The 23,234-nt window shown below is 39.5% G+C and carries 17 protein-coding genes; 12 read left to right on the top strand and 5 right to left on the bottom strand.

Annotated features, from left to right (window positions below):
- Positions 1-10: 10 nt before the first annotated feature.
- The 12 genes from H4K35_RS03550 to H4K35_RS03495 all read left to right on the top strand — a co-directional run bounded on the left by H4K35_RS03550 (position 11) and on the right by H4K35_RS03495 (position 16,702).
- Positions 11-1,909, top strand: coding sequence for a type VI secretion system baseplate subunit TssF (locus H4K35_RS03550; protein WP_182626007.1), 1,899 nt, complete (start codon positions 11-13; stop codon positions 1,907-1,909).
- A gap of 3 nt (positions 1,910-1,912) precedes the next feature.
- Positions 1,913-2,845 (top strand): type VI secretion system baseplate subunit TssG, encoded by a 933-nt coding sequence (locus H4K35_RS03545; protein ID WP_182626006.1) that lies wholly within the window; start codon positions 1,913-1,915, stop codon positions 2,843-2,845.
- Between the two features lie 19 nt (positions 2,846-2,864).
- Positions 2,865-3,758: a TssN family type VI secretion system protein gene (locus H4K35_RS03540; RefSeq protein WP_182626005.1), complete on the top strand. Its 894-nt coding sequence runs from the start codon at positions 2,865-2,867 to the stop codon at positions 3,756-3,758.
- On the top strand, positions 3,755-4,912 hold the full coding sequence (locus H4K35_RS03535; RefSeq protein WP_255492352.1) for a hypothetical protein: 1,158 nt from the start codon (positions 3,755-3,757) through the stop codon (positions 4,910-4,912). The genes H4K35_RS03540 and H4K35_RS03535 overlap by 4 nt, the downstream gene beginning before the upstream one ends.
- 11 nt (positions 4,913-4,923) lie before the next feature.
- Positions 4,924-5,559, top strand: a complete 636-nt coding sequence (locus H4K35_RS03530; RefSeq protein WP_182626004.1) for a hypothetical protein — start codon at positions 4,924-4,926, stop codon at positions 5,557-5,559.
- A gap of 72 nt (positions 5,560-5,631) precedes the next feature.
- Positions 5,632-6,936, top strand: a complete 1,305-nt coding sequence (locus tag H4K35_RS03525; RefSeq protein ID WP_255492356.1) for a DUF5458 family protein — start codon at positions 5,632-5,634, stop codon at positions 6,934-6,936.
- A 267-nt stretch (positions 6,937-7,203) separates the two neighbouring features.
- Complete coding sequence (tssD, locus tag H4K35_RS03520) at positions 7,204-7,611, top strand: type VI secretion system tube protein TssD (protein ID WP_182626002.1); 408 nt, start codon at positions 7,204-7,206, stop codon at positions 7,609-7,611.
- 365 nt (positions 7,612-7,976) lie between these two features.
- Positions 7,977-9,950 carry a type VI secretion system Vgr family protein gene (locus tag H4K35_RS03515; protein WP_182626001.1) on the top strand — a complete coding sequence of 658 codons (1,974 nt, stop codon included), beginning with the start codon at positions 7,977-7,979 and terminating at the stop codon, positions 9,948-9,950.
- Positions 9,951-9,954: 4 nt separating this feature from the next.
- Positions 9,955-11,295: a hypothetical protein gene (locus H4K35_RS03510; protein WP_182626000.1), complete on the top strand. Its 1,341-nt coding sequence runs from the start codon at positions 9,955-9,957 to the stop codon at positions 11,293-11,295.
- A complete protein-coding gene (locus H4K35_RS03505) occupies positions 11,292-11,594 on the top strand; it encodes a hypothetical protein (RefSeq protein ID WP_182625999.1) in 303 nt (100 codons plus the stop codon). Before H4K35_RS03510 ends, H4K35_RS03505 begins: the two co-directional genes overlap by 4 nt.
- Before the next feature lie 99 nt (positions 11,595-11,693).
- On the top strand, positions 11,694-16,346 hold the full coding sequence (locus H4K35_RS03500; RefSeq protein ID WP_255492351.1) for a DUF6531 domain-containing protein: 4,653 nt from the start codon (positions 11,694-11,696) through the stop codon (positions 16,344-16,346).
- A 5-nt stretch (positions 16,347-16,351) separates the two neighbouring features.
- Complete coding sequence (locus tag H4K35_RS03495) at positions 16,352-16,702, top strand: hypothetical protein (protein ID WP_182625998.1); 351 nt, start codon at positions 16,352-16,354, stop codon at positions 16,700-16,702.
- Positions 16,703-17,263: 561 nt separating this feature from the next.
- Here H4K35_RS03495 and H4K35_RS03490 read toward each other — a convergent pair.
- The 5 genes from H4K35_RS03490 to H4K35_RS03470 all read right to left on the bottom strand — a co-directional run bounded on the left by H4K35_RS03490 (position 17,264) and on the right by H4K35_RS03470 (position 23,231).
- Positions 17,264-18,958, bottom strand: coding sequence for a ribonucleoside-diphosphate reductase subunit alpha (locus H4K35_RS03490; protein ID WP_182625997.1), 1,695 nt, complete (start codon positions 18,956-18,958; stop codon positions 17,264-17,266).
- 28 nt (positions 18,959-18,986) lie between these two features.
- Positions 18,987-19,964: a ribonucleotide-diphosphate reductase subunit beta gene (locus tag H4K35_RS03485; RefSeq protein WP_182625996.1), complete on the bottom strand. Its 978-nt coding sequence runs from the start codon at positions 19,962-19,964 to the stop codon at positions 18,987-18,989.
- Between the two features lie 403 nt (positions 19,965-20,367).
- Positions 20,368-21,408 (bottom strand): hemin-degrading factor, encoded by a 1,041-nt coding sequence (locus H4K35_RS03480; RefSeq protein ID WP_182625995.1) that lies wholly within the window; start codon positions 21,406-21,408, stop codon positions 20,368-20,370.
- Between the two features lie 13 nt (positions 21,409-21,421).
- Complete coding sequence (locus H4K35_RS03475) at positions 21,422-22,198, bottom strand: heme ABC transporter ATP-binding protein (protein ID WP_182625994.1); 777 nt, start codon at positions 22,196-22,198, stop codon at positions 21,422-21,424.
- Between the two features lies 1 nt (position 22,199).
- Positions 22,200-23,231: an iron ABC transporter permease gene (locus H4K35_RS03470; RefSeq protein ID WP_182625993.1), complete on the bottom strand. Its 1,032-nt coding sequence runs from the start codon at positions 23,229-23,231 to the stop codon at positions 22,200-22,202.
- Between the last annotated feature and the right edge of the window lie 3 nt (positions 23,232-23,234).

Genomic DNA, 23,234 nt, shown 5'->3' with positions numbered 1-23,234 from the left:
AAACAATGCGATGAAAAAGATTGTAAATAACAATGCGAAGGAAGTCATAAAGGCTAGAATCCTTCAACATGCAACAAAACTTTGGGGAGTGCAGAACCCCAATGCGCTAGATCCACTAGTCTCTCTATTAATTGATGCATTTAGTACGGAGATATTTAAAGTGAATAACGATATTGAAAGTATCAAGGTGAATATTTTAGAAAAAATTGCGCGATTATTAACGCCAAGCATTTACACTTATCCACAACCCGCCCATGCCATAGCGATTACACAACCTGAAGAGTCACGGGAGATTTTGTTGGATCACCAGGAATTTTACAGCAAAAAGGTCTTTCCCTCTACGGTGAAAACAGTAGGGGATCTCAAGTTTGACCTACCTTTTACTGCTGTGGGTCATGTACAACTTGTAAAATCTAACGTTTGTTATCGCCTGATAGGGAATACTATTTGGGAGTATGACGCTTTTTACAACAGTATAGCCACTGTAAAACTCGACCAAGCGGTAGGAAGGAATCAGCTCTTTTTAGCGTTGGACCTCAGCGCGTATGAGCTAGAACATCTTCCTGATCATTTCAGCTTGTATTGCGATAATCCAACCTATGATAGCCTTGAGTTTGTGTACAAATTATTGCCTTTTACCACAGCCTCTGTGAATGGAATGCCCTTGGTGGTAACTGCGGGGCTATCCTACGCAACTAAAGCGAAAAAGTACAGCTATGATTCAACATTTGAAGACTATTCTATTGAAAAACGCATCCAAGAACGGATCAAGAGTATTTACGCAAATAAATTCATAGAGTTGAGCGGATTTAAACGCAAAGTGGACGAACTAGGACTTGTGGACGTACCTGAGAATCTTTCTTTTTTACTTGCCAATCAAGAAGCAAAACAGCTAATAGAAAACAAAAAGTTACTGTGGATTCAATTTGATTTTCCAGCGCAATACAGCCAAGATATTTTGGAGGGCTTTTCTTTTTATTTGAATGCATTTCCCGTGTACAACAGGGGATGGAGACACAATGAATCGAGTTTAGATATCATGGGTAATACCATTCCCTTAGTAGCGCAAATCGGAGAAGCCTTTTTGTATACAGAGGAGATTGTCGATAGTCAAGGCAGGCTGTATAGCGAGATTCTCTTTTCTGAAAACAATAGTTTAAGACAAGGGTTATATACAGTTCGAAAGGGGGGGATGGAGCGCTTTAGTGAACGCAATGCCATAGATCTCATCACTCAAGTGATTGAACTTACGCGAGATGAGGTATCTGCCTTTGGTGTTCTCGATCGAGACAAAGTGATCGAAGCACTTAAAAAGATGGTGTATCAAATGCGCGCTTTGGACCAAAAGGTTAAGACCGTAAACGGCAGTGTGGCAAATGAGGTACACTATGTCATTGTAGAGCCAAAGTCACAGACAGAATACATACAAGCAACTTATTGGATTACCCATTGTGCCTTAGCCAACAACATCCGAAAAGGTGTGCAACTCACGCAACAAGACAAGGTGTATACCAATGCCAATAGGCATATTACTTTGTTGAGTACGACCCAAGGTGGAGAACGTGAAAAGAGAGGCACGGATGCTATTCAAGCCTATAAATATGCATTGACTACACGAGACAAAATCATTTCTAAAGAAGATGTGAAAAATTATTGCAAAATGGTTTTACAAGCAAATTGTAAGCAAATTACTATTGCTCGAGGCGTACAAGTAAGCGATAAACCTAAAGAAGGCTTTGAGCGCACAGTAAACATCGAGATTGTAGTGGACAATTACGAAGACATGGGTTCACAGTACTGGATAGATTACGCGCGCAGTTTAAAGCAAGAAATAGCTAGTAGATCGATAGATGGAGTGACGTATATCATCCATTTTAAAGGTGAACATTTGAATGAAGAAGAGGCATAGTACATGAAAGATAGCAATTCAGTATACCTCCAAGATTACAACAGCTTGGATACAGATTATAAAACAGAGGTAATAGCCTATCACATTTGGAAGTATTACCCTGATGTCGACGGTGTTTTTTTGAAGCGGTTAGGGAGTAATAACCGCAGCTTCCACAAAGACCTTAGGCGCATTAAAGTCGAATTTATGGAGGTAAAAGAAAATATTATCAGCGTCGAAAGTTACAGGGAAGGCATTTACGACTATCTACCGGAAGGTATTTTTCACCCTCCATCACACAAGCATAGCCGCACAAATATTGTGGATGTGGTGGATCAAATTCGACAGCAAAGACAGGTTGAACAAAAGGCTCGTTCTTTTTTTCAGCCTTTTGAAATGGAGGTTTACTTCAGTCATCTAAAGGCTTTAGAGCTCGCAGCTAGTTTTGATGGCCTAGATCCAAGCAATCAATACTTACAGGTCTTGGAAGAGCTATGGCCCTTACTGAAACTGTTAGATACTGCCAATGCGCGTATTTTCTCCTTCTTACTTCCCTATTTTCACCAAGCAAGAGGAAAAAAAGAATGGATAGCAAAGTCTTTGAGTAGGTGTTTTAAAATACCGGTAGCTATTTCATTTGTACCCAATAGAATAGCAGCAATTGAAGATCGCTCTACAGTATTGGGAGTCATGCAAATGGGACTAACAAGTGTATTAACCGAAGATCATTTTGACGGGGAGAAGAGTTGGCTGTTTCGCTATGGTCCAATTGACTATGCCGATTTGCATCTGTATTTAGAAGGAACGCCCTTGAGGCTTTTGTTACAAGCGATTTACGACTATTGTCTACCTGTTACTGCAACGGTAATAGAACGCTTTATCACCCAAAAAAATCAACATTCATTTCGACTGGAAAACAACAATAACAGCTTATTAGGGTATTCTACCTATTTGTGAGGCTCAAACAACAACAGTTATGCATATAGAATTTATAAAAGCTTTTTTTCTTGAACATTTAATTATACCCACAGTTTTGATTGTACTTGCTTTTTTACTGGTATACCTCAAAAAAAAATTGCCCTTTATCCGGGCTAAAGAGTTGATATTGTACCTTTTGGTAGGTGGGGTTCTGTTGGGCTTGCCTGGATTATTTGGGTTTGCTGGAAATACCTTTAATCCCTATTGGTATTTGATTGGGAGTATTCTTTACTTTTTGATGGGTTGTATCCACCTCAACCAAATACGAAAGCGATTTCAAGCGTTGGATGTTGCAGAAGGACTTTCAACCTTGTTTGAGGTGAGCATTTCTGTATTTATGCTGTTGTTTGGGGTATTGCTCTTTACCTATCTTTTTGATTGGCTTAGCCCTTTTAAAGGATACGCCTTGTTGTCTGCTTCTTGTAGTATCACCTTTTTTATTCCCTTGCTATTTGGCTATTGTTTCAATCAGTTTTTAAAAATTCCCCTTAGTATATACAAGACATGGAACTATCAGTTAAATAAGCAGCCAATTGATTTTGAAGGGTTTGATTTAAGTAAGTTAAAGGTGGTTACGCTGGAGTTGAGTAAAAATGAAGGGGAGGGACATCAATTTCGCATTCAGGCAAAAACACTTGGAACGGGAATTACATTTGGCGATTGGTTTCAAAAAGTATTGGAAGATTACAACTTTAAAAACGCATCATACACCATTGAGTTGCGCAACGAAGAGGGAGTGTATTACGCCTGGATATTCTATGTGAAACGATCCATGTTTCACCTCCGACACTACATTGATTTTGAATTAGATATTACCCAAAATAAAATTAAGGAAAACGATGTAATTATTTGTAAACGCGTAATGGAACACAAACAACAAATAAACGAATGAAAATGATAAATTCTGAAAAATACCAAGCCATTAACTGGGTTGATGGCATGAAGATTTCACAACAACACTTTGACGCACATACCAACTTTATTTTGGATGGATTTAGAGAAGTACGCGCTGTGTTTACCAATGCATTTACTTATGGTTTACTGCCTTTAAATGGCAAAAGCAGCGGGCAAGCGATCTTTGATTTAGTTGACTCTCTAACCGGAGATGTTGAGGTGGTTATTAAGCGTTGTAGCGCATTAACACCTGGGGGCTATAGAATTGATCTCGATGATTTTAAAACGAGTTTAAAAGAGCTACTTCCTGTAGTAGCTGAGGAGTTGCATCAGCAAAAGATCCCTTACTACTTGCTTCTGTCGGTCAATCCTTTTGATAAAATTCCATACGGTCCCCTTGATTTAGAAGAAACTCCTCCGCGCTATCCGTTTACGAAGCCTCGCCATCGTATCGAATTTATGCCTGTGACTTCTTTTGATACGAACGGATCTATGGAAGAATCAAACTTTATCGTCATCGGTAAAGTAATCGTGCAAGGGGAAACACTGCAAACAGACGTACATTTTATTCCCCCTTGTACTAGTATGAGGAGCCATCCCTTATTGCTCCAATCGTACAACCGCGCAGCTACTTCCTTGCCCCTGCTTCAAAAGTATGCATTGCGTATTCTTCAAAAGAATAAAATAGACAAGCAAAATTCAACATTAGCCACTAATGTAAAGCAATTGTGTCAAGTGTTAATCCGCGATATAGGCAGTACTTACTTTCACTTTAGAAATGTAATTCCCCATGTATCGCCTATTTATTTTGTCGAAGGTTTTTCTCAACTGTCCATTCACCTCTATCAAACTACACAAGTTCTTTCATCGGTAGACCTTGAAGAACTACTCAGCTATATTGGAGAATGGAGCGATTTAGCCCCTCATATGCTTTTAAGTCAGCTAACTACTGTGGCTGAAATGAAATATGAACACCTGGATTGTGGGGCGCACATGGATCAAATTCATCTCCTTTTGAGCAGTTTAGAAAAGATCTTTCTGCAACTGAGCGAGCTTGATTATATCGGACAGCGCAAAGAAAACATCATCATTACAGCATTAGAAGTAGCACCCCCACCTAAGACAAATCGCGGTTGGAGTGTGTTGGATTAAATGAGAAATACATGGAGCTGTTTGATCGATTCAAAAACGTAGTCAAGTCAATTGCGGAATCTGTGGAAGTTGGACTAGAACAGGCCTTGCAAGGAAGAAAATCAACAAGAAAAAACAAGAGAGAGTCCGAGGGTAGTAACAAGAATCAAACGGCCTCAACGAGTGAAAAAAGTAATATTAATTTTAATAAGAACGAGAAAATGACAATGTTTAATTATGGAGTTGGTGGCAATGAAGTAAAAGTTGACGCTAACGAGGCCATTCAAGAAATTCAGGGCAATAAAAGTTTATTAGTGGCCAAACTCACAACGGATGATGCCATCGCCCCTGAAATTGTAACGGGGTTGAAAACAGTGGAAGAGGTGTTTCATTATTTCACCCCCAGTTTGGAAATGGAACACGAAACCGCCGATGGACAATCAGTAAAAGAAGTGTTTAGATTCAATAATCTCGGAGATTTTACTCCCAAAAAAATGGTGGAGAACTCCCCTTTTTTGAAAGGACTAAAGGTGGATGAAGAGCAGTATAACAAGATTGTTAAACAGATGCAGGTCAACAAAGTACTTCGAAAAGTATTGGAAGACCAGGAAGCAAAAAGAGAATTTGCAGATACGTTAAGAGCAATTGCAGAAGAATTAGAAAAGTAAGAAAGCATGGCAAAAGTAGATCAAGAAACACAGAAAAATACGCAACAGGAGCTGAATCAAGCCCAACGAAGTATGCTAGATACGCCTGTAGTAGGCAAGGCTTTGGAGAAATTGGGGGGCTATGGATTTGTAGAAACTGTCGTGGATGGCATGGCGAATATGAATCCCGAACGCAAGGCGAGGAAACAAATCTTTCTTACGGATTCTAGTAAGAAAGGGGAGCGTGAAGAATTGTTGAAAAACATACAGTTATGGTTGGAATTGTTAGAATCCGATCAATCCACAAAGGAACTCATTGACGCTTGTAAGCAAAAAGCTACCCAGGCCGTATCCTGTTTAAAGAGCAATTTGAAACAAGCCTTGCTGCAGAGTCGCGAGTTGGAGGTGTCCTATCGTACGATTGCACAGTTTTATAAGAATACAGAGCTGGATAAAGTGGATAATGTGCATGTGATCAACGCTTCAATGGAGCAAATAACTGATCTAGACAATCCGGTATTCATCAATTATATAGCAGAAGAATTTAAGCTGTACTACGATCGATTGGATCTGCGTGACAACTATTCGTTGTTGTCTATTCCTGGGTATATGGGGTCTAATATGGTGGTGGACAAATGGGCTAAAATCTGCAATGAAAACAAAGTCATGTTGCTCACTGACTTTGCCAATTTAGACAAGCCAGATGATGTGGTCGACCTATTTTACTCGGCTAATCTGACGAGCGGAGATGTTCACAAGAGCAATGTCATCATGACTTGTAACTGGTTAGTTGGTCGCGGTCGCGCTGAGGAAGTAGGAGAAGAAGAAGATGTTTTTATTGCACCTTCGACCTCGCTTACAGGCAAGATTCACAAAACGCTTATGTCACAAGTTGCTGCTGGTAAAAAACACGGCGGAATCAACGAGGTTAACGCTGTTAAGTTTGAGCTCAAGAAAAGTGAGATCTCTCAACTCGAAAAAATGGGACTTGTGCCGATGGTGAATGAATACGGCAAGATTATGGCCTTTTCGGCAAAAACCTTGTTCGATGGCGACAATATTGGCCTGCAAACCTATTCTGTCGTTCGTGTTTTCGATTATGTGACCAAAGTACTATTGGATTTTTTAAATCGCCGTGCTTTTGAAAATTGGAATGCAAAAAACGAAGATGATTTGCGCAAGCAAATTGTCCTGTTTTTAGACGGAATCAAGGGAGCCGATAAATTGATTGAAAAATTTAAAATCGTGCGTTTCGAGCAAGATAAGCACCAAAAAGACCGTGTATGGCTCGATATCCGCTTAACTCCTTATTTCCCCGCTAAAAGCTTTGTAATTAAGCTAGACGGGCATAAAGGAGATGATGGCAATGACTGGGAAGCCGAATATGTACAAGAGTAAGCCTAGACCGCACTGTACTCCGCTGTTAAACCTGTATAATCAAGAGGTAATTCTCGGCTTTTTAGTTTCTCAATTTGTTGATATGGAGGTTTTAAATTAAATTTATTTAAATAGTGTATAAATTAATAAATAATAGTTTTATTTGTTAAGTTTGCGTGTGTTTTAACAGTAAAACCCCTCTATTTTTTTAAAAAAAGAGAATATGTTAAGTTTTCTTCCTGAATAGTTTTTAAGTTTGATGTAGTAATAATTTAAAACTAAAAAGTTATGGCAGAAAACAATTCAAGAGCCGTTTTAAAATTCAATGGAGGTGACGCACAGAAAGTATTAAATTTGAAGTATGGTGTCTCTCGTTCTGTCGATGTTTCAGGACGTGTAGCATCTGATCCTTCCAATGCCCTCATTACCATTACAGTAGAAGCAACAGATAAATCGGAGATTTTAGAAAGTTTGCTCAATGGGAAATACAAACCAACAAAAGGAGAAATCATCTTCAATAAATCCCATGAAGAGGGAACGTTGATTTCTTTAACTTGGTCTAATGGATACGTAATCCAGCATCACGTTGATTTTGATGCCATCAATTCCAATGCCATGTATATTTCTTTTGTGGTCAGTGCAGAGCAAATTGAATATGGAAACTCAGCGTATCAAGGAACCTGGCCAAGCGCATAATTAACTTGGACTAGCAGTTCACACGCTTGTTGTATTAAAATCAGAACGGGTACATAATTAGTTTTACAAAGCTTCCTGCATTGATGCGATTTACGCAATCCAATGGTTTTGTTGACGACTTACTACTCGTTCTGTTTTTTTATTGCTAGACAGATGCATTTCATTTTCCTATTGGGATGTGATCTATATAGGTTCTTCCATTGTTGATCCGCGGATCTCAATTGGAAATAGTAGGATTAGGCAGATCTTCTTTAAGGCCACAACCGTCCTTTATCCCGCTATCTAGTTGCTCCACTAGTTTTGGGGCATTCTCTCCTTTTAAGTAGTTAATTCGCAATTAACCGTATAGTAAGATAATTTAGTTTATGACAAGTAAAACTTTATTTGATGCTAAGGAGTTAGAGCAAACAAAAAATCCCCTTGAAGCTATCGAATCTTCTTTAGTTGCTGCAGCTGATCAAGACTATGGAAGCCCCGCAAAAACCATTGTAAACCCCACTCCTATTGGGGTTAACCATTTAGTTGATCTAAAAATAACAATGGAAGGCACGGAGTGCTTGAGTTTTATAAACTTTCGTTTAAATCAGTGCATCAAGGGACATCATTCGTTTGAATTATCCTTACATCACAATGCATTAGGCAAGAGTGAAACCTATCAAATGGCTCACACTCAAGAATTATTGGGAAAGCGTATTTTAGTGCGTTTTCATTTAAAAAATAGTCGTGAAAATCTTGAACGCGACTTTATTGGACTCATAACAGAGGTTAGTTTTGAGCAAAAACAAGGTAACCATGGCGACATTATTCTCCGAGGATATAGCCCTACTATTTTACTCGATAAGGCTCCACATATTCAGAGTTTTGGAGGATCGAATCCCCTTTCGCTGCACGCAATAGTCCAAGCTGTTTTGGAAGAAGGTTACGCGCAAAAAGGAAAATACAACTATGCTGTTCAATCCCATCGACAAGTCAATCTCTCTTATAGTTGTCAATATAACGAAACAGCCTATAATTATCTAGCGCGAATGGCTGAGGCCTATGGGGAGCAATTCTTTTACGATGGAGAAGTACTGCACTTTGGTGATTTTCCCCTTGCGGAGTCTACAATTCCCCTTACTTATGGACGCGATATTGATCATGTCAAAGTAAGCTTATCCGCACAACATGTTAACCGGGATCTGTACGGATATAACAGTCTAGACAATGAGCGGTTAAGCGCAATAGGAAACACCAAATTAGTTGCCAAAGGGACTCTCGCTAAGGTAGCTTATGAAAAATCACAACGCATTTTTACAGCGCCTTCTTTGCAAGTAGCCCCGATAAAGGCATCCACCAACCAAGATATCACCCAAGCACAGAAAGGACTTATCGCAAGTGAGGGCATGAATGCTTTTGTTGTTTCTGGTACGACAACAGTACCATTTTTATATCCAGGATGTAAAATAGAACTCCATGTGCTGCAATCGCCAGGCAAAGAAAGTCACTACTTCACCAAGTTGATGATCACTAGTATTAAACATGAGGTGGACGCATTGGGCACATATAAAGGATATTTTGAGGCTGTAGATGCTGATACAGGTTTTATTCCGCGTATTCACTTTGATACACCCGTGATAGAGCAGCAAATTGCCACGGTAGTTAACAACGAAGACCCTAAAAGTAAAGGACGTGTACAAGTGCGATTTGACTGGCAAAAAGTAGATGAAAATACGGCTTTTATTCGCGTGGTGACGCCAGATGCAGGAAGTAGTGCTGTTGTAGACAAAAATCGTGGTTTTGTAACAGTCCCTGAAGTTGGCGATCAAGTGATCGTAGGCTTCATCAACCAACATCCAGATCGACCTGTCGTTATGGGAAGTTTGTTTCACGGTGATGCAAGTGCTGGTGGAGGCATAAGAAACAGCATTAAAAGTTGGAGCTCTAAGAGTGGCCACATCATCGAATTCAATGATGAAGGAGGAATAAAAATAGTGGACAAGAACAAAAACTTCATCGAACTCGACGGAGGTGGAACTATTGTTGTGAAGAGTGCCCAAGCAATTAGCATACAATCGGGAAAATCGAAGTTGACCCTTGAGGAAAATGGAAAGATTACCCTAGAAGGAGAGGAGTTATTCCTCAAGGGAAAAACCATCAATAATGTGGCGTCAACAAGACTCGTAGAACAAAGTGGAGAGGCGATTTTGTCCTTGGATGCGGAGGAAAATGAGGCTACACTTTCCTCTAAAACAACAGCAGTGGACGGCAAGAGTAGTGTAACTGTAAGTGGTGGAATAAAAGCCAAGCTAACGGCGGATGGCACGGCAGCCGTTGAAGGAGCAATCGTCAAATTGAACTAAGCCAATGGAGTGTAATCCAATTCAACAAAGAGCGGAAGAACTTGAATTAAAGTATCTCGAGCTAAAGGATACGCATCCCTATACCTTTCTTATTTTGCGCACCCCTTCGGATGATTGTGAAATGATAGATGCCTTTTACGATTATATGGTCGCAGTCGACAATGAAATTGACGATGTTGTTGTGGTCTTTAAGTCTGGATTGCAACAGGTGAATCTCTATAGCAAGGCTTTGGTGGAAGAGTTGTTTATGTCTACATTTTTGTGGAATTATACAGATAAACCACCGGGCATTGAGTCCAACTATATACACTGGAAATTGGATGTCACAACTTCCGACACCCATAATGTAGCGGCACTATTTGTGTCGAATATTAACGCCTTTTGCGCCAGTGTGGAATTTGAAGAAGACTCCTATTTAGTCTGTGTTTTAGATGATCCAAACAAGCGTGTCAAGGCAATGCTTCGCTGGTTGAAAGATTTAGCCGTACTGGAGTTACACCCTAAAGTTCGACTAGTATTATCCGATACATTTGAGCAACCAATATTCGATGAACTCCAACATTTTGCTCCTAAATCAACCCATATTTTACCCCATTTTTTTGGTTTGGCGCAAGCCATAAAAGAAGTCGCTGCAATGGGAGACCCTGATGCTCCTGATACAAAGTATCGGTATCACTTGGTACAGCTGTATGATGCGATTGCTAAAAAACAAAAAAATGCGATTGACCAACACGCAAATAGTTGTCTCGCTATCGCAGATCGCTTTAAGGAAACAGAGGCCCACTGGTACATTCAAAAAACGATGGTTTACTGCGCTTTAGCTACTTCAGCATATAGCGAGCAACAAGTTAATAAAGCAATCAGCTATATGGATGAAGGAATCTCCATCTTGCAAGAGATCGAAGGTCAACTCGCTGAAGATCTAGTCGGGCAAATAGCGGCACAATCCCATTTGTTTAGAGGGAGCTTGTTTATGATGCTCAACAAGAGCGACAAGGCGATTGAAGATTTCAAAAGCGGGGTGACCCATTGTGAGAATCGACAAGATTACCTGATGCAAATTGAGGCTTATCGACTATTAGCACAAGCCGCAGATAAAGGGGCAGATAAACAGTTGAGGTATGATGCGTTAAACAAGGGACTTCGCCTTGGCCAACACCTATCCGCACCTATAATTCAAGCATCGACCTATGCTTTGCTCGTGAAAGAGGTGTTGGACTCTCGGTATACGTCGTATATCTCTGATAGCGAATTGGACAGTCTTCTTCAACCCTTGTTAGGGGAGAAATGGAGAGTTAACGCTAAAAATGTGAAAAGTATGATGACTAATAAAACGGAAAAATGAATAAAAAAGACAAAGGATGGGTAACAGATCTTGTCCTAGTATTCCCTGAACTACCTGGTATACTTCTGTTTTTGCTAGGGTTTGTTCTTTGGTACTGTTCGAAGAGGGGATATGATTGGATGTATGATACAGGAGGGCCAGGGGTCTTTACCAATATAACCTGGATCAAGAATGTGTTGGGCGAAACAGTCGCCCGTCGCTTCAATTGTTTTATTTCTTGGGGGATTATGATTGCTGGAATTGCTATGATAGGGCTGGGAGTCTGGCTTAGATTAACCATCAGTACAAGTAAAGAGTAGCTGCTCAAAAGCCATTCATTGGTAGTCCAAGACGGAGGGGTATAAAGAGCGTAGAGAAAAAAAGTTGTAAAAATTTTGATCACTAAGAGAGTATGCACGATGAAGGAAAAAAAAGTAAGCAATTTATCTAATGAAAATCTGTCGGAAGAGCGTCTTCTACAAAAGGAAGAAAAATCTATTTACGAGCAGACATTTGACGCTATATTCAAGAATTATAAAGGGACTTTTACCGCTATATACGATAGACATCACAATATTGTGACCGATACAAGTCTAAACCAGGAACAAATGATTGTAGAAGCGATTGTAAATATCTCTAATGGAGCATTATCGGCCTTTACTACGGTACTTACATTTGCTAATAACATGAGTGAGGGGGTGATGTTACCCCTGCTTCAAGCCACTAATTTTGCCAAGGGTATCGGTTGTTTACCAGTGTCTAAACAATTGGATCCTGTGTTGAATTTGATTGACATTCACATGGTGAAGATTCCACCCTCCCCATCGCCAGTTCCCCTTCCACACCCCTTTATGGGGCTATCTTTTAACGCCAAAGACTTTCTTGCTTTAGCAGCTATGAAAGTATGTGTACTGGGCGTTGATGCTTTTAAAAAGGGAACAGATTATTTGGTGGACCAAGACTTGATATCGGGAAAGGATGCGGAGGTGACTAATGATGTAGTTGCTACGGTTAGCAGTTTTGCCCGTATGTTTATATTGCGTCTTGGAGCAACGGTAAAAGTGGGGCATGTTTTGCCGCGAACAGTTGCTGGCACTAGTATACGTTGTTTTCAACATGCACCTGCGGGTGGAGGATTTCATCCCGTTGCGGAAAAAACCATCATGAAAAATAAAGGGCATTCCTGGCTTGGTAGTATGTTTGTTTTGGCGGATAATGCTCCCTTAGTAGGCTCTATTGCCCATCTACAAAATGCGTGTTCCGATATTGGAATGACTTCTATTCACGATGCCAGCGGCCCTGCTGATCCCGAAAATGGAGTAAAAGCAAAACTATACGTGCCAACAGGGATGATCATTCCAATTCCCTTAACTCGTCTTGTCTTGACTAATCCCGTTCCTTCGCCTATTAATCCACTGCAAGCCCCTAGATTTCTCTTGCGTGCTGGATTTAATAAATTAAAGCTTAAACGCGCAAAACAAGTAGCAAAAAACCAAGACAACGGAAAACCTTGTAGCAGCTTCTCGCGCGCGTTAAATAAAGTGAATAAAAAGCTGTTTAAACACAAGTACACCCAAGGCGTATACAACAAAGTTGACAAGCGTATAAAAACCTATGTCGGACATCCTATTGACGTAGCAGGAGGTGATCTATTCACGGATAATCTTGATTTTTCATTTACAGGAATGATTCCCTTGTCTTTTAGGCGCGTTTGGTATAGCGATAGTGAGTACTGTGGTCCCTTGGGTCATGGTTGGCACCACAGCTACGATTGGGCTTTGTTTGTCAACCAAGACTATCGACGTGCACAAGTGAGGGTAGGGGATGGTCGCCTGATTAACTTTGATCATATTCCGACTCGGGAATTTCCAACGTCGCGCTATCATCGTTCTGAAAAAATTTGGCTGTGTTTTCACCCAGATGGGTATTACTACATTCAAAAGCAAACGGGAGAAATGTATCTGTTTCAGACAACTTCCCTAGCCGCTAAACAAGAGGCCCATTTGCTAAGTTCGATTTGTACTAGAGAAGGGTTTGCCATTCGATTTTCCTATGATTCCTATGGAACATTGACCCATATCTTAGATTCAGTGGGTCGAGGGTATCGAATCGAAAGTGATACACAAGGGCGATTGACCAAGGTATGGACAGATGCACCCGAACTAGGTATGGAAGCAGTGTGTATTAGTGAATATGTTTATGACACCCAAGGCAATCTGATTGTGCATTATGACGAGATCCGCCAACCTCTACAAATGAAGTACAAAAATCACCTACTTGTAGAAGAAATTTGGCGCAATGGACACCGTTGGTTTTTTAAATACGAGGGAAAAAATACAGGGGCTCGTTGCACGGAATCTTGGGGAGATGGCGGTATTCATCACATGATCTTAACCTACTATCAAGGGGAAACCCATGTTGTTGATGGCGAAGGGAATAAGACGATTTACAAGCATCGAAATCACGTGGTGTACGAGACGATTGATCCCAAGGGTGCAGTGTGGAAGAAATTCTTCAACAAATACAATGAGTTAGAGCGCAGTATGGACCCTTTGGGCCATGTGCAAAACCAAATTCGCGATCAGCTGGGCAATTTGGTGCAGTTGATTGAACCCGATGGACAATTTACCCAACTGATGTACGAAGATTTGAATTTTCCTTATTTGCCAACTGAAGTGATTGATTCCCGTGGCGGAAAGTGGAGGTTTACGTATGATGCTGGAGGACGACTTCGCCAAAAATGCCATCCACTAGGGGCAAAAACCAATTTTTCCTATAATAAAGACGGACTACTTTCGGTAATTAGCAATGGGTTAGGAGTTCGTATGACGCTTGAATACGACGAGCAGTACAACGTAGTAGCGATGGTTAACACAACGGGAGAAAGAACACAATATCAATACGATCTTTGGAACCGCTGTACGCATACTTTAGATCCCAAGGGTCGAATGAGAAAGTGTGTGTTGGATTACGTAGGACGTCCTTTAATGGTTTGTGAATTTGACGGCAATATCATTCACTTGCAATACGATGCATTGGACAATGTGATACACTATGAAGATAATTATCACAACATCTACTATCAGTATAAGGGCATGCACAAGCTGATTAGCAGAAGTGAAGCAGGTCAACGGCTTTGTTACAGCTACGATTCAAATGAACGGTTGCGCAGTATTCAAAATGAAGAAGGACAACTGTATCACTTTGAACTAGATGCCGTTGGACAAGTCATTCGCGAAAGAGGATTTGATGGGTTGGAAAAGCAATACAAGCGCAATGAAGGAGGGTGGATCACAGAAGAACGCACTGCAAATCGCTGGAAGACGTATGAACACGATGAAATGGGACGTGTGATACAGGTGAATTACAGTGATCAAACAAGTGAAACTTTTACCTATGAATTCGGCTCTTTACGCCAAGCCATAAATGAGGCGGGTGTGGTCGATCTATATTACAACAAGGAAGGACAGGTAATTAAGGAGTGCTTTAATGGACATGAGGTTAAACACACCTATGATGTTTATGGACGTCGCATTGGAGTCAGCAGTAGTTTGGGGGCAAAATTTGAATATCAGTACGATGCATGGGGCAATGTTGTTGAAAGCGAGTTCAACGATTGGAAGGTTACACAAACCTATGATTCCTTTGGCATGGAATTGACCAGAGCCTACTCAGGAGGCATACAGCAAGCGTGGTCATACAATTCAATGGGTCAAATGCTAACCTTAGGCGTCAATAAACAACAGCAAAACAGTGTTTCCATTCCTTGTTTTCATCGACAGTACACGTGGGCAGACGCAGGAAGGCTTCGTCAATTTGTAGATCAAGGACATGAGTTAACCCAATACAAACGCGATCCAAGAGGATTTTTACAACAGGTTGTTTATGAGGGGAATGAAAAAGAAGAGCGCGGAGTGGATGCCAGTGGAAATCTATATCAACAGTTGGGATGTAAGGATCGAATATATACTAAAAATCGCTTAATTGAAACGAAAACGGCAAGGTATACGTATGATAAAGCAGGATATCTCATTGAAAAGATAGAGAAGCTAACAGGTAAAAAGTGGACGTATGCCTGGAATGGTGCAGGTATGTTGAGCCAAGTGGTACGACCAGATGGAGAAGCCGTAATCTTTAAGTACGATGCTTTGGGTAGACGGGTGAGCAAGCGCTATAAAAGTGCGACGACCCATTATGTGTGGCAAGGGAATGTCATCTTACATGAGTACAAAACTTTCGATGCTAGAGTAACTACAGCTGACGATATCATTACTTGGGTGTTTGAGGAAGATAGCTTTACGCCTATGGCAAAGATCAAAGGCAACAAGCGATACAGCTTGGTGAGTGATCATTTGGGAACACCAATCCGCGCCTATACTGATACTGGAGATAAGGTTTGGCAACGCCAACTCGATAGCTTCGGAAATACGCGTATGACTGTTGGGCATGCGGGATTTTGTAACTACCTTTATCCAGGACAGCTCGTTGATATGGAGACGGGTTTAGCCTATAACCGCTTTCGATACTATGATCCGAATGTAGGTAATTACATCAGCCAGGATCCCATTGGTCTAGCAGGGAATAACCCAACGTTGTATGGGTATGTTTGGGATACTAGTGTTGAAATTGACCCATTTGGGTTAACCCTTCCATTCGGATTTAAAAGTTACGGACAATTAAGTCAGTTTGCAATTGAGATACAAGCTAGTGTCGCAAAAGGAGGCAATGGCAAGGGATCACCAATTATCTTACAAGGTAGTGCAGTTAGTGGTATAGGATACAAGAGTAAGTTGCCTTTTGACGTTGGGAGAGTAAGTGATTTTGATGTCGCGATTGTCAATCCAGTTTTGTTGAAAAAAGCAGAATCTGTTGGTTTATCAAAACAAGGATCGGGAAAATCTTTTCCATTGGATGTTGATAATCCATGGAGAGCAAAAAAATTAGGCCTTGGAAAATTACAGAGTAAAATTTCAAATAGAATGGGGCGTGACGTTAATTTTAGAGTATTTCAGAGCGTAGAAGTTGCTATAGATGCTAGTATAACTAAAAGTTATACAATAAAAAGTTATTAACTAAGATGGTAAAATCATATTATTTAACCTTCGGCTTTTCGAAACAAGACAAAGTAGGTTTGGGTGAAATAATTTCAAGTAAGTTAGGGATTCAATTGAAGACTCTCTCAAGAGGAACATTAGGCTATAGATTTGGTCCTGTAGCGGAAACACTTTCTATTCTTGAAAATTATGTAGAAGAAGAGGACTGCTGGCAAGAAGAGGCACATCAGCATTTTCCTATTTTAGTAACTGCCTCATTTACTCATGGAAAAAATGAAGACAAGGAAAAAAGAGCAAACAACGTCCGGAAAATTCTCCAAACAATTAATGATTTAATTGAAATTAGATTTGAAATAATTGAATCAGAAAATTGAGTCTGTGTATAACTAAAGTTTAGTGAATAGGATTGATACCAAGTATGTCAATTATGGTAGATTGTTTTTTGTAATACATCTACTATTCCATTTACTAGGAAAGCTTGGAGCGTAGACGTTGTTTTATCTACCTTAGTTTTTCAACGAAATTCAACCTATATCAAAGGTTGAGGTAGTATCACTTTAAGAAGAGTCGATGTAAGTTCAAGTAAATTGCGGTGAATCCAAGAGTTAAACAAAAGCAAATCGCTGAGGTTTTTGCTTTCTAGACCTTTAACGTTGATTTTAGCGAAAATAAGCGCTTAATTAACACAAAACAGTTTACAGGATATAATTACATAAAAAATCCTTTATAACGCTTAAAATAAGCGTCAGATGAGGTTTGTACCGATCGTGTAAAAAGAAGATGTTGTACTGGGGGCTAATTCGTGATGAAGAATCTTAAGTAAAAAACAAACCGATTGGATTGAAGTGGAAGTAGAGGACCGATCCGTCCTAAAGATACATATGAAAAAAGCCTCAAAGGAATACTTTGAGGCTTTTTATTATTGTAGGTGTAGATTAAGATTCACAACTGCTACAGTTTACTAAGTTAGTCACCATTTCTTTAGAAACACTTTGACTTCTTTGGTAGTATAGCGTTTTTACTCCTAATTCCCATGCTTCAATCATTAAGCGGTTTACGTCTTTAATTGGAAGAGAAGACGGAATGTTTAAGTTCAAACTTTGTGCTTGATCCACGTATTTTTGTCTGATCGCAGCTTGTTGAATAATTTCCAATTGGCTGATTTCTTTGAATGTTTTGAATACCGCTTTTTCTTCTTCTGTTAAGCCTTCTAATTGTTGAACACTTCCTCCAGAAAGCATGATATTTCTCCACGTTTCTTCATTGTCCATTCCTTTCGACTCTAATAAAGCCGTTAGGTATTTGTTTTTGCGCATGAAGTTTCCTTTCGATAAGCCCGCTTTGTAATAGTTACTACTGAACGGTTCAATTCCAGGAGATGTTTGTCCTAAAATAGCAGAAGAAGATGTTGTAGGTGCGATCGCCATTGTCGTCGTATTTCTTCTACCGTATCCTTTTAAAATTTCAGGTTCTCCGTAGATGCGCGCTAATTCTTGAGACGCTTTATCTGCTTTAGCACTGATGTCTTCAAAGATTTTGTTTGTCAACATCTTAGCCTCTAAACCTTCAAAAGGAATCATGTTTTTTTGTAGGTAAGAATGCCATCCTAACACACCTAAACCTAAAGCTCTGTGTCTTTTCGCAAAGCGATTAGCAGAAGCTAAGTAATAGTTTCCTTCCGTTTTTTCGATGAATTCCTGTAATACAGCGTCCAAAAAGAAGATCGCTAATTTAACCGCTTCCGTATCTTTCCACTCGTCGTATAGCTCTAAGTTCATTGACGATAAACAACAGATAAACGATTCATCATCAGAAGAGGGCAACATAATTTCAGAACAAAGGTTACTTGCGTTAATACGCATGTTTAAATCTTTGTACACTTGTGGTTTGTTGCTATTTACGTTGTCAGAGAAGAACAAGTACGGCATTCCTTTTTGCTGTCTGCTTTCCAGTACTTTTGCCCATAATTGTCTTTTTTCCTTGTCTCCGTCAATCATTTCTTTCATCCAATAGTCAGGAATACTCACGCCGTAGAATAAGTTTTGAATTGGATTTCCGATATTTTTAATGTTTAAAAACTCATCACAGTCAGGGTGATCAATATCCAAATAAGCCGCAAATGCACCGCGTCTTACGCCCCCTTGTGAGATGGTGTCCATAGCCGTATCAAAAAGCTTCATAAAGCTTACCGCCCCACTACTTTTACCATTATCTGTAACCGCACTCCCTCTTTCGCGTAAGCCTCCAAAATAACCTGAAGTACCTCCACCGATTTTGGTTTGCATAATCACTTCCCCTAATTTGTGCGTAATTCCTTCAATGCTATCCGGAATATTTACGTTGAAACACGAAATCGGCAAGCCGCGTTCTGTTCCCATATTTGCCCAAATTGGTGAACTTAAACTCATCCACCCACGTTCAATCATCTCTTGAAAAGATTCTTTTAATTCTGGTTTAAATAAGCGCTTTGCAGCTGCCGTCGTAATACGGTCAATAGCTCCTTCAACCGTTTCTCCTTTCAATAAATAACCTCTGTTTAGAATTTGCTCACTTTCGGAGTTTTTCCACCACAGTTTTTCTTGTAGGTTATCATTTTCTTTTACTTCTAGTGGTAATGCGAAATTGTTCATAGTTTTTTTGTGCAATTATAAGGGGTTATTAGAATAAATCTTCAGCGGTTATACTCTTGTCGTGCTTCGTATAATCTACGGGTCTTTTGGCGAAGAAATCGTCTAAACTATTAGCGAATACCTCTTCCTCAAACCAAGCCATCGGTTTATATTGTTCCTGTGTAATATTGTACACTTTCTTCAAGCCAATTTTCAACATGCTCTCATCTACTCTAAATTTCATAAAGTTCAATAAGTCATGTTTATTTACCGTTTCAATCGCGCCTGTTTCGAAAATCCAATCTAAGATTTTCGCTTCGATATCAATTGATGTGCGTACCACATCATTTACGTGATTAATTAATTCTTCATCAAAAAAGTCAGGGTACTCTTCGCGTATGATGTTGATGATATAGATTCCCGCATTGGCGTGAATTTGTTCGTCAACTGAGGTCCATGCGATGATATTGCTCACGTTTTTCATCAAACCTTTGAATCGCGTAAACGACAAGATGATGGCAAACTGACTGAACAAAGATACGTTTTCAATTAATAATGAAAACAAGATAAGCGATACGACGTATTTTTTGCGATCCGTACTGTTATTTGAATTCTCTAATACCGATGACAAATACTCCACGCGCTCTCTGATTACTGGAATAGTCAACAAGGCTTCAAACTCATCGTTATATCCCAATACGTCTAATAAGCGAGAATAGGCTTCCGAATGTCTAAATTCACATTCAGCAAACGTAGCACCTAAACCATTAAACTCCGGTTTTGGGAAGTGTTGAAATAAATTTCCCCAAAATGTTTTTACCGCTACTTCAATTTGTGCAATAGCCAACAAACTGTGCTTGATCGCCAATTGCTCTTCTTTCGACAAATGCGAGTGGAAATCTTGTGTATCTGCCGTGAAATCTACTTCACTATGTACCCAAAATGATTTGTTGATCGCTTCCGTGAACTGGTAAATCCCTGGGTATTCGAATGGTTTATAGTTAACTCTTTTATCAAAAATAGACATAGCAATATATTTTTAAATTAATAACAGATGTGCGTTTGGTAATGGCAGTAAACACGGGATGTTTCAGCTAGAAATGTCACTCGGTTTTTGCTTAACTCGCTTGCTTTTACTTCCTTAGAGATAAGGATATCGGTAAAACTCAATAATGCTAAGTTACTATTTAGAACCTATGATGTCAACTTTATTTTAGATTAAGTTATCAAATATTGTTAATAACTTTTTTAAGGCCGTATTTACCTAGATTCGTCGCGGATTGAGACGAGAAGGGTTTGTTTATTTTGATATAAATTGTTGAGAAATCAAATTTTTTTTTGGTGGCCTTTCCCAAATTAGATGAAAGAATGTGGCAAATAAAAAGAGCATCGATCGGTGAGATGGATGCTCTTTTTGGACTATTTTTGGTTTAGTTTAACTGAGAAACAATTGTTCTCCACGTTTCTAATTCCGGAATACCTGGTTTTCTTTTTCCGAAGAATTGGATGATGATTTCACCCATTTCATTGAATACTTCTACTGCAGTTACGATACCGTCTTCTGTTGGTTTTCGCACAATCCACGTCTGTGCTACTTTGTCCATATCCAAGTGCATGTTGAAATCAGGATCCAAAATGTTATACCAATTCTGGTGCCACATCGTTTTGTTGATTTCACCTGTGTGGATTTGAATATTTCCTCGATTACCAACGAAAGCCATGATAGGAGTCTTTTCTGCTGCCGCTTGTTCTAATAACGTAATTATAGCCTCTTTTGCAATAGGTTTAGCATAAAACTCACTCGGTGCTAAGCGCAAAGCTTGTGTGCGCGTAACATTGTATTTTTTAAGCAAACTGAAGAAGTTATGCGTGTCTTTTAAACTTTCCCATTCTTGTCTAAATCCTTCAACATCAACTTCTTCGTCTAGTCTTTCATCTAGGTTTTGAATATAGGGTTCTGTTTTACCTGTAAATTCTTGAACGTCTTCTTTATACTTTTCAACTAAAGCGTCAAATGCTGCGGCATTGCTAATGCTTGTCAGGTAAATTTTGTGGATTGCTTCTCCATCTTTGCCAAAGAACTGCAAGCTTTTACGCACAACATTACCCGTTTCTTCTACCACGGCAAAAACGTATTTCCAGTGAGATAAAAAGATGCGCAAATCAATGTCAGGATTAACGAATAAACCTGCATGTGGATTTGAGAAATCAGGATTGCTGTACACCCCTTTGCGCTCGTGTACACATTCGTCATTACGCGTTAAGGCCATTACTTTGCCTAAGGATTCAATTTCACTTAGGATTGCCACCATTTCAGGACGCAACAACGTTGCTGTTTCTCCTAAAGTAGTAGCAAGTAATTCCATCTCACTTGTGTTTAATTCTGCCGCTGCATTGCGAATGCGCAAACGTGGATTTTCTTCCTTTAACTTTGCCCAACGGTCTTTTAATGTTGCTATTTCGGTATTCATTATGATATTAGTTTTAAACTCCAAATATGATTAATGGAGCATTATTAACTGGGTTTTTAGTTACGATACACGGAAATTTATACACCTGAGAAATGGTCTCTTGTGTCAACACTTTTTCCGGAGTATCATACAATACTTTTTCTCCTTTGTTGAGTAAAAGGATGCGATCAGCATATTGCGCTGCAATATTTAAATCGTGGATGACAACAATGGCAGTATTGCCTTGTTTGGTAAAATCTTTAATAAGATCAAGAATTTTGTGCTGATGTAAGACATCTAAGTTATTGAGAGGTTCATCTAAAAACAACAATTTGTTCTCTATAGAATTGTTGAGTTGAGACAACACACGAGCCAAGTGGACGCGTTGTTTTTCACCCCCTGAAAGATGGTTGTATTCCCGGTGTTGAAGCGGGCATACATCAATACACTCCATGCTGTGTTGAATGGCTTTCTTGTCTTCTTCTGAAGGCGTATGCTCAAAATAAGGATAGCGTCCCATCATGACTACATCTTCAACTTGTAATGGAATGTCGGTATTGAATGATTGAGAGAATTTAGCTTTGTGTTTCGGCAATGTTTTTTTACACCACTTAGGATACTCGCACTCCTTTAATAAGATGCGATTGCCCGGTTGGTGTAATTCATCGGCAAGTAGGCTCAAAAAAGTTGATTTACCTGCACCATTAGGACCTAGTACAGCAATAAACTCCCCGTTATTACAACTAAAATCGATGTTGTTAATAAGGAAAGTATCTTTTGCTTTAAAACTAACTTTTAGTGCTTCAATCATGTTACAGTGATTTTTTGAATTTAATTAAAATGGCGATAAAAACGGGAGCTCCCATGATAGCGGTTAAGATTCCTATGGGAACCTCCGTCGGGGGAACTAACGTTCGACTAACCCCATCTGCCAGGAGTAATAAAATACCACCAGCTAGTATGGATAAGGGCAGGATAAAATAGTAGTTGGACTTGAATATTAAACGCAAAATATACGGTACTACCAAGCCAACAAACCCAATCGTTCCCGTAAAGGCAACAATCGTCCCGACCATTAGCGCAGAAAATAAGATAATTCTCTTTTTAATACGCTCAACTGTTATGCCCAAATGATTGGCGTCTCTTTCGCCTAACATCATGGCATTTAGTGCTTTACCTAAATTTAGTAAATAAAATAGAGATACGCCAATTACGACGGTTAAAATCCCTATTTTGGTCCAAGTGGCACCAGCTAAACTACCTAAAGTCCAGAATGTTAGGTTTCTCAACTCTTCATCGTTTGAAATAAAGGTCAACAAACCAGTAATCGAACCCGATAAAGCGGTGATGGCAACCCCTGATAACAAGAGAATACTGATATTGGTTTTACCGCCAACAGTGGACATTTTGTACACAAAACTCATCGTTAAGATCGCTCCAAAAAAGCTCATGATACTCAAAAGCGAATAGTGAAGAACCTCAGGGATGAAGGGTTTAATAAAAGCGCCTAATACTATGGTTATGGAAGCAAATAAAACGGATCCAGAGGTGATTCCAATCAAATCAGGAGACGCTAAAGGATTCTTAAACATCCCTTGCAACGCTGTTCCTGATAAGGCCAAACCACCCCCTGCTAAAATAGCCATGATAATTCGTGGCAATCGTACATGTGTTATGACATATTGATCGCTCGGATTTACCTTTTCAGGATGAAAAAGTAAATTTATAATGGTGTTTAGACTACTATCCTCAAAGTTATACACTCCTAAAAAAATAGACACAACAGCAATTCCCAATAAGACAATGCTTAAAGTGACTATATAAAAAGAGAGTCTTTTCTGCATATT

This window comes from Myroides sp. NP-2, from assembly GCF_014145665.1.
Lineage (GTDB): Bacteria > Bacteroidota > Bacteroidia > Flavobacteriales > Flavobacteriaceae > Flavobacterium.
The sequence above is the reverse complement of the archived record's forward strand: the minus strand, read 5'-3'. Positions and strand labels throughout refer to the sequence as shown.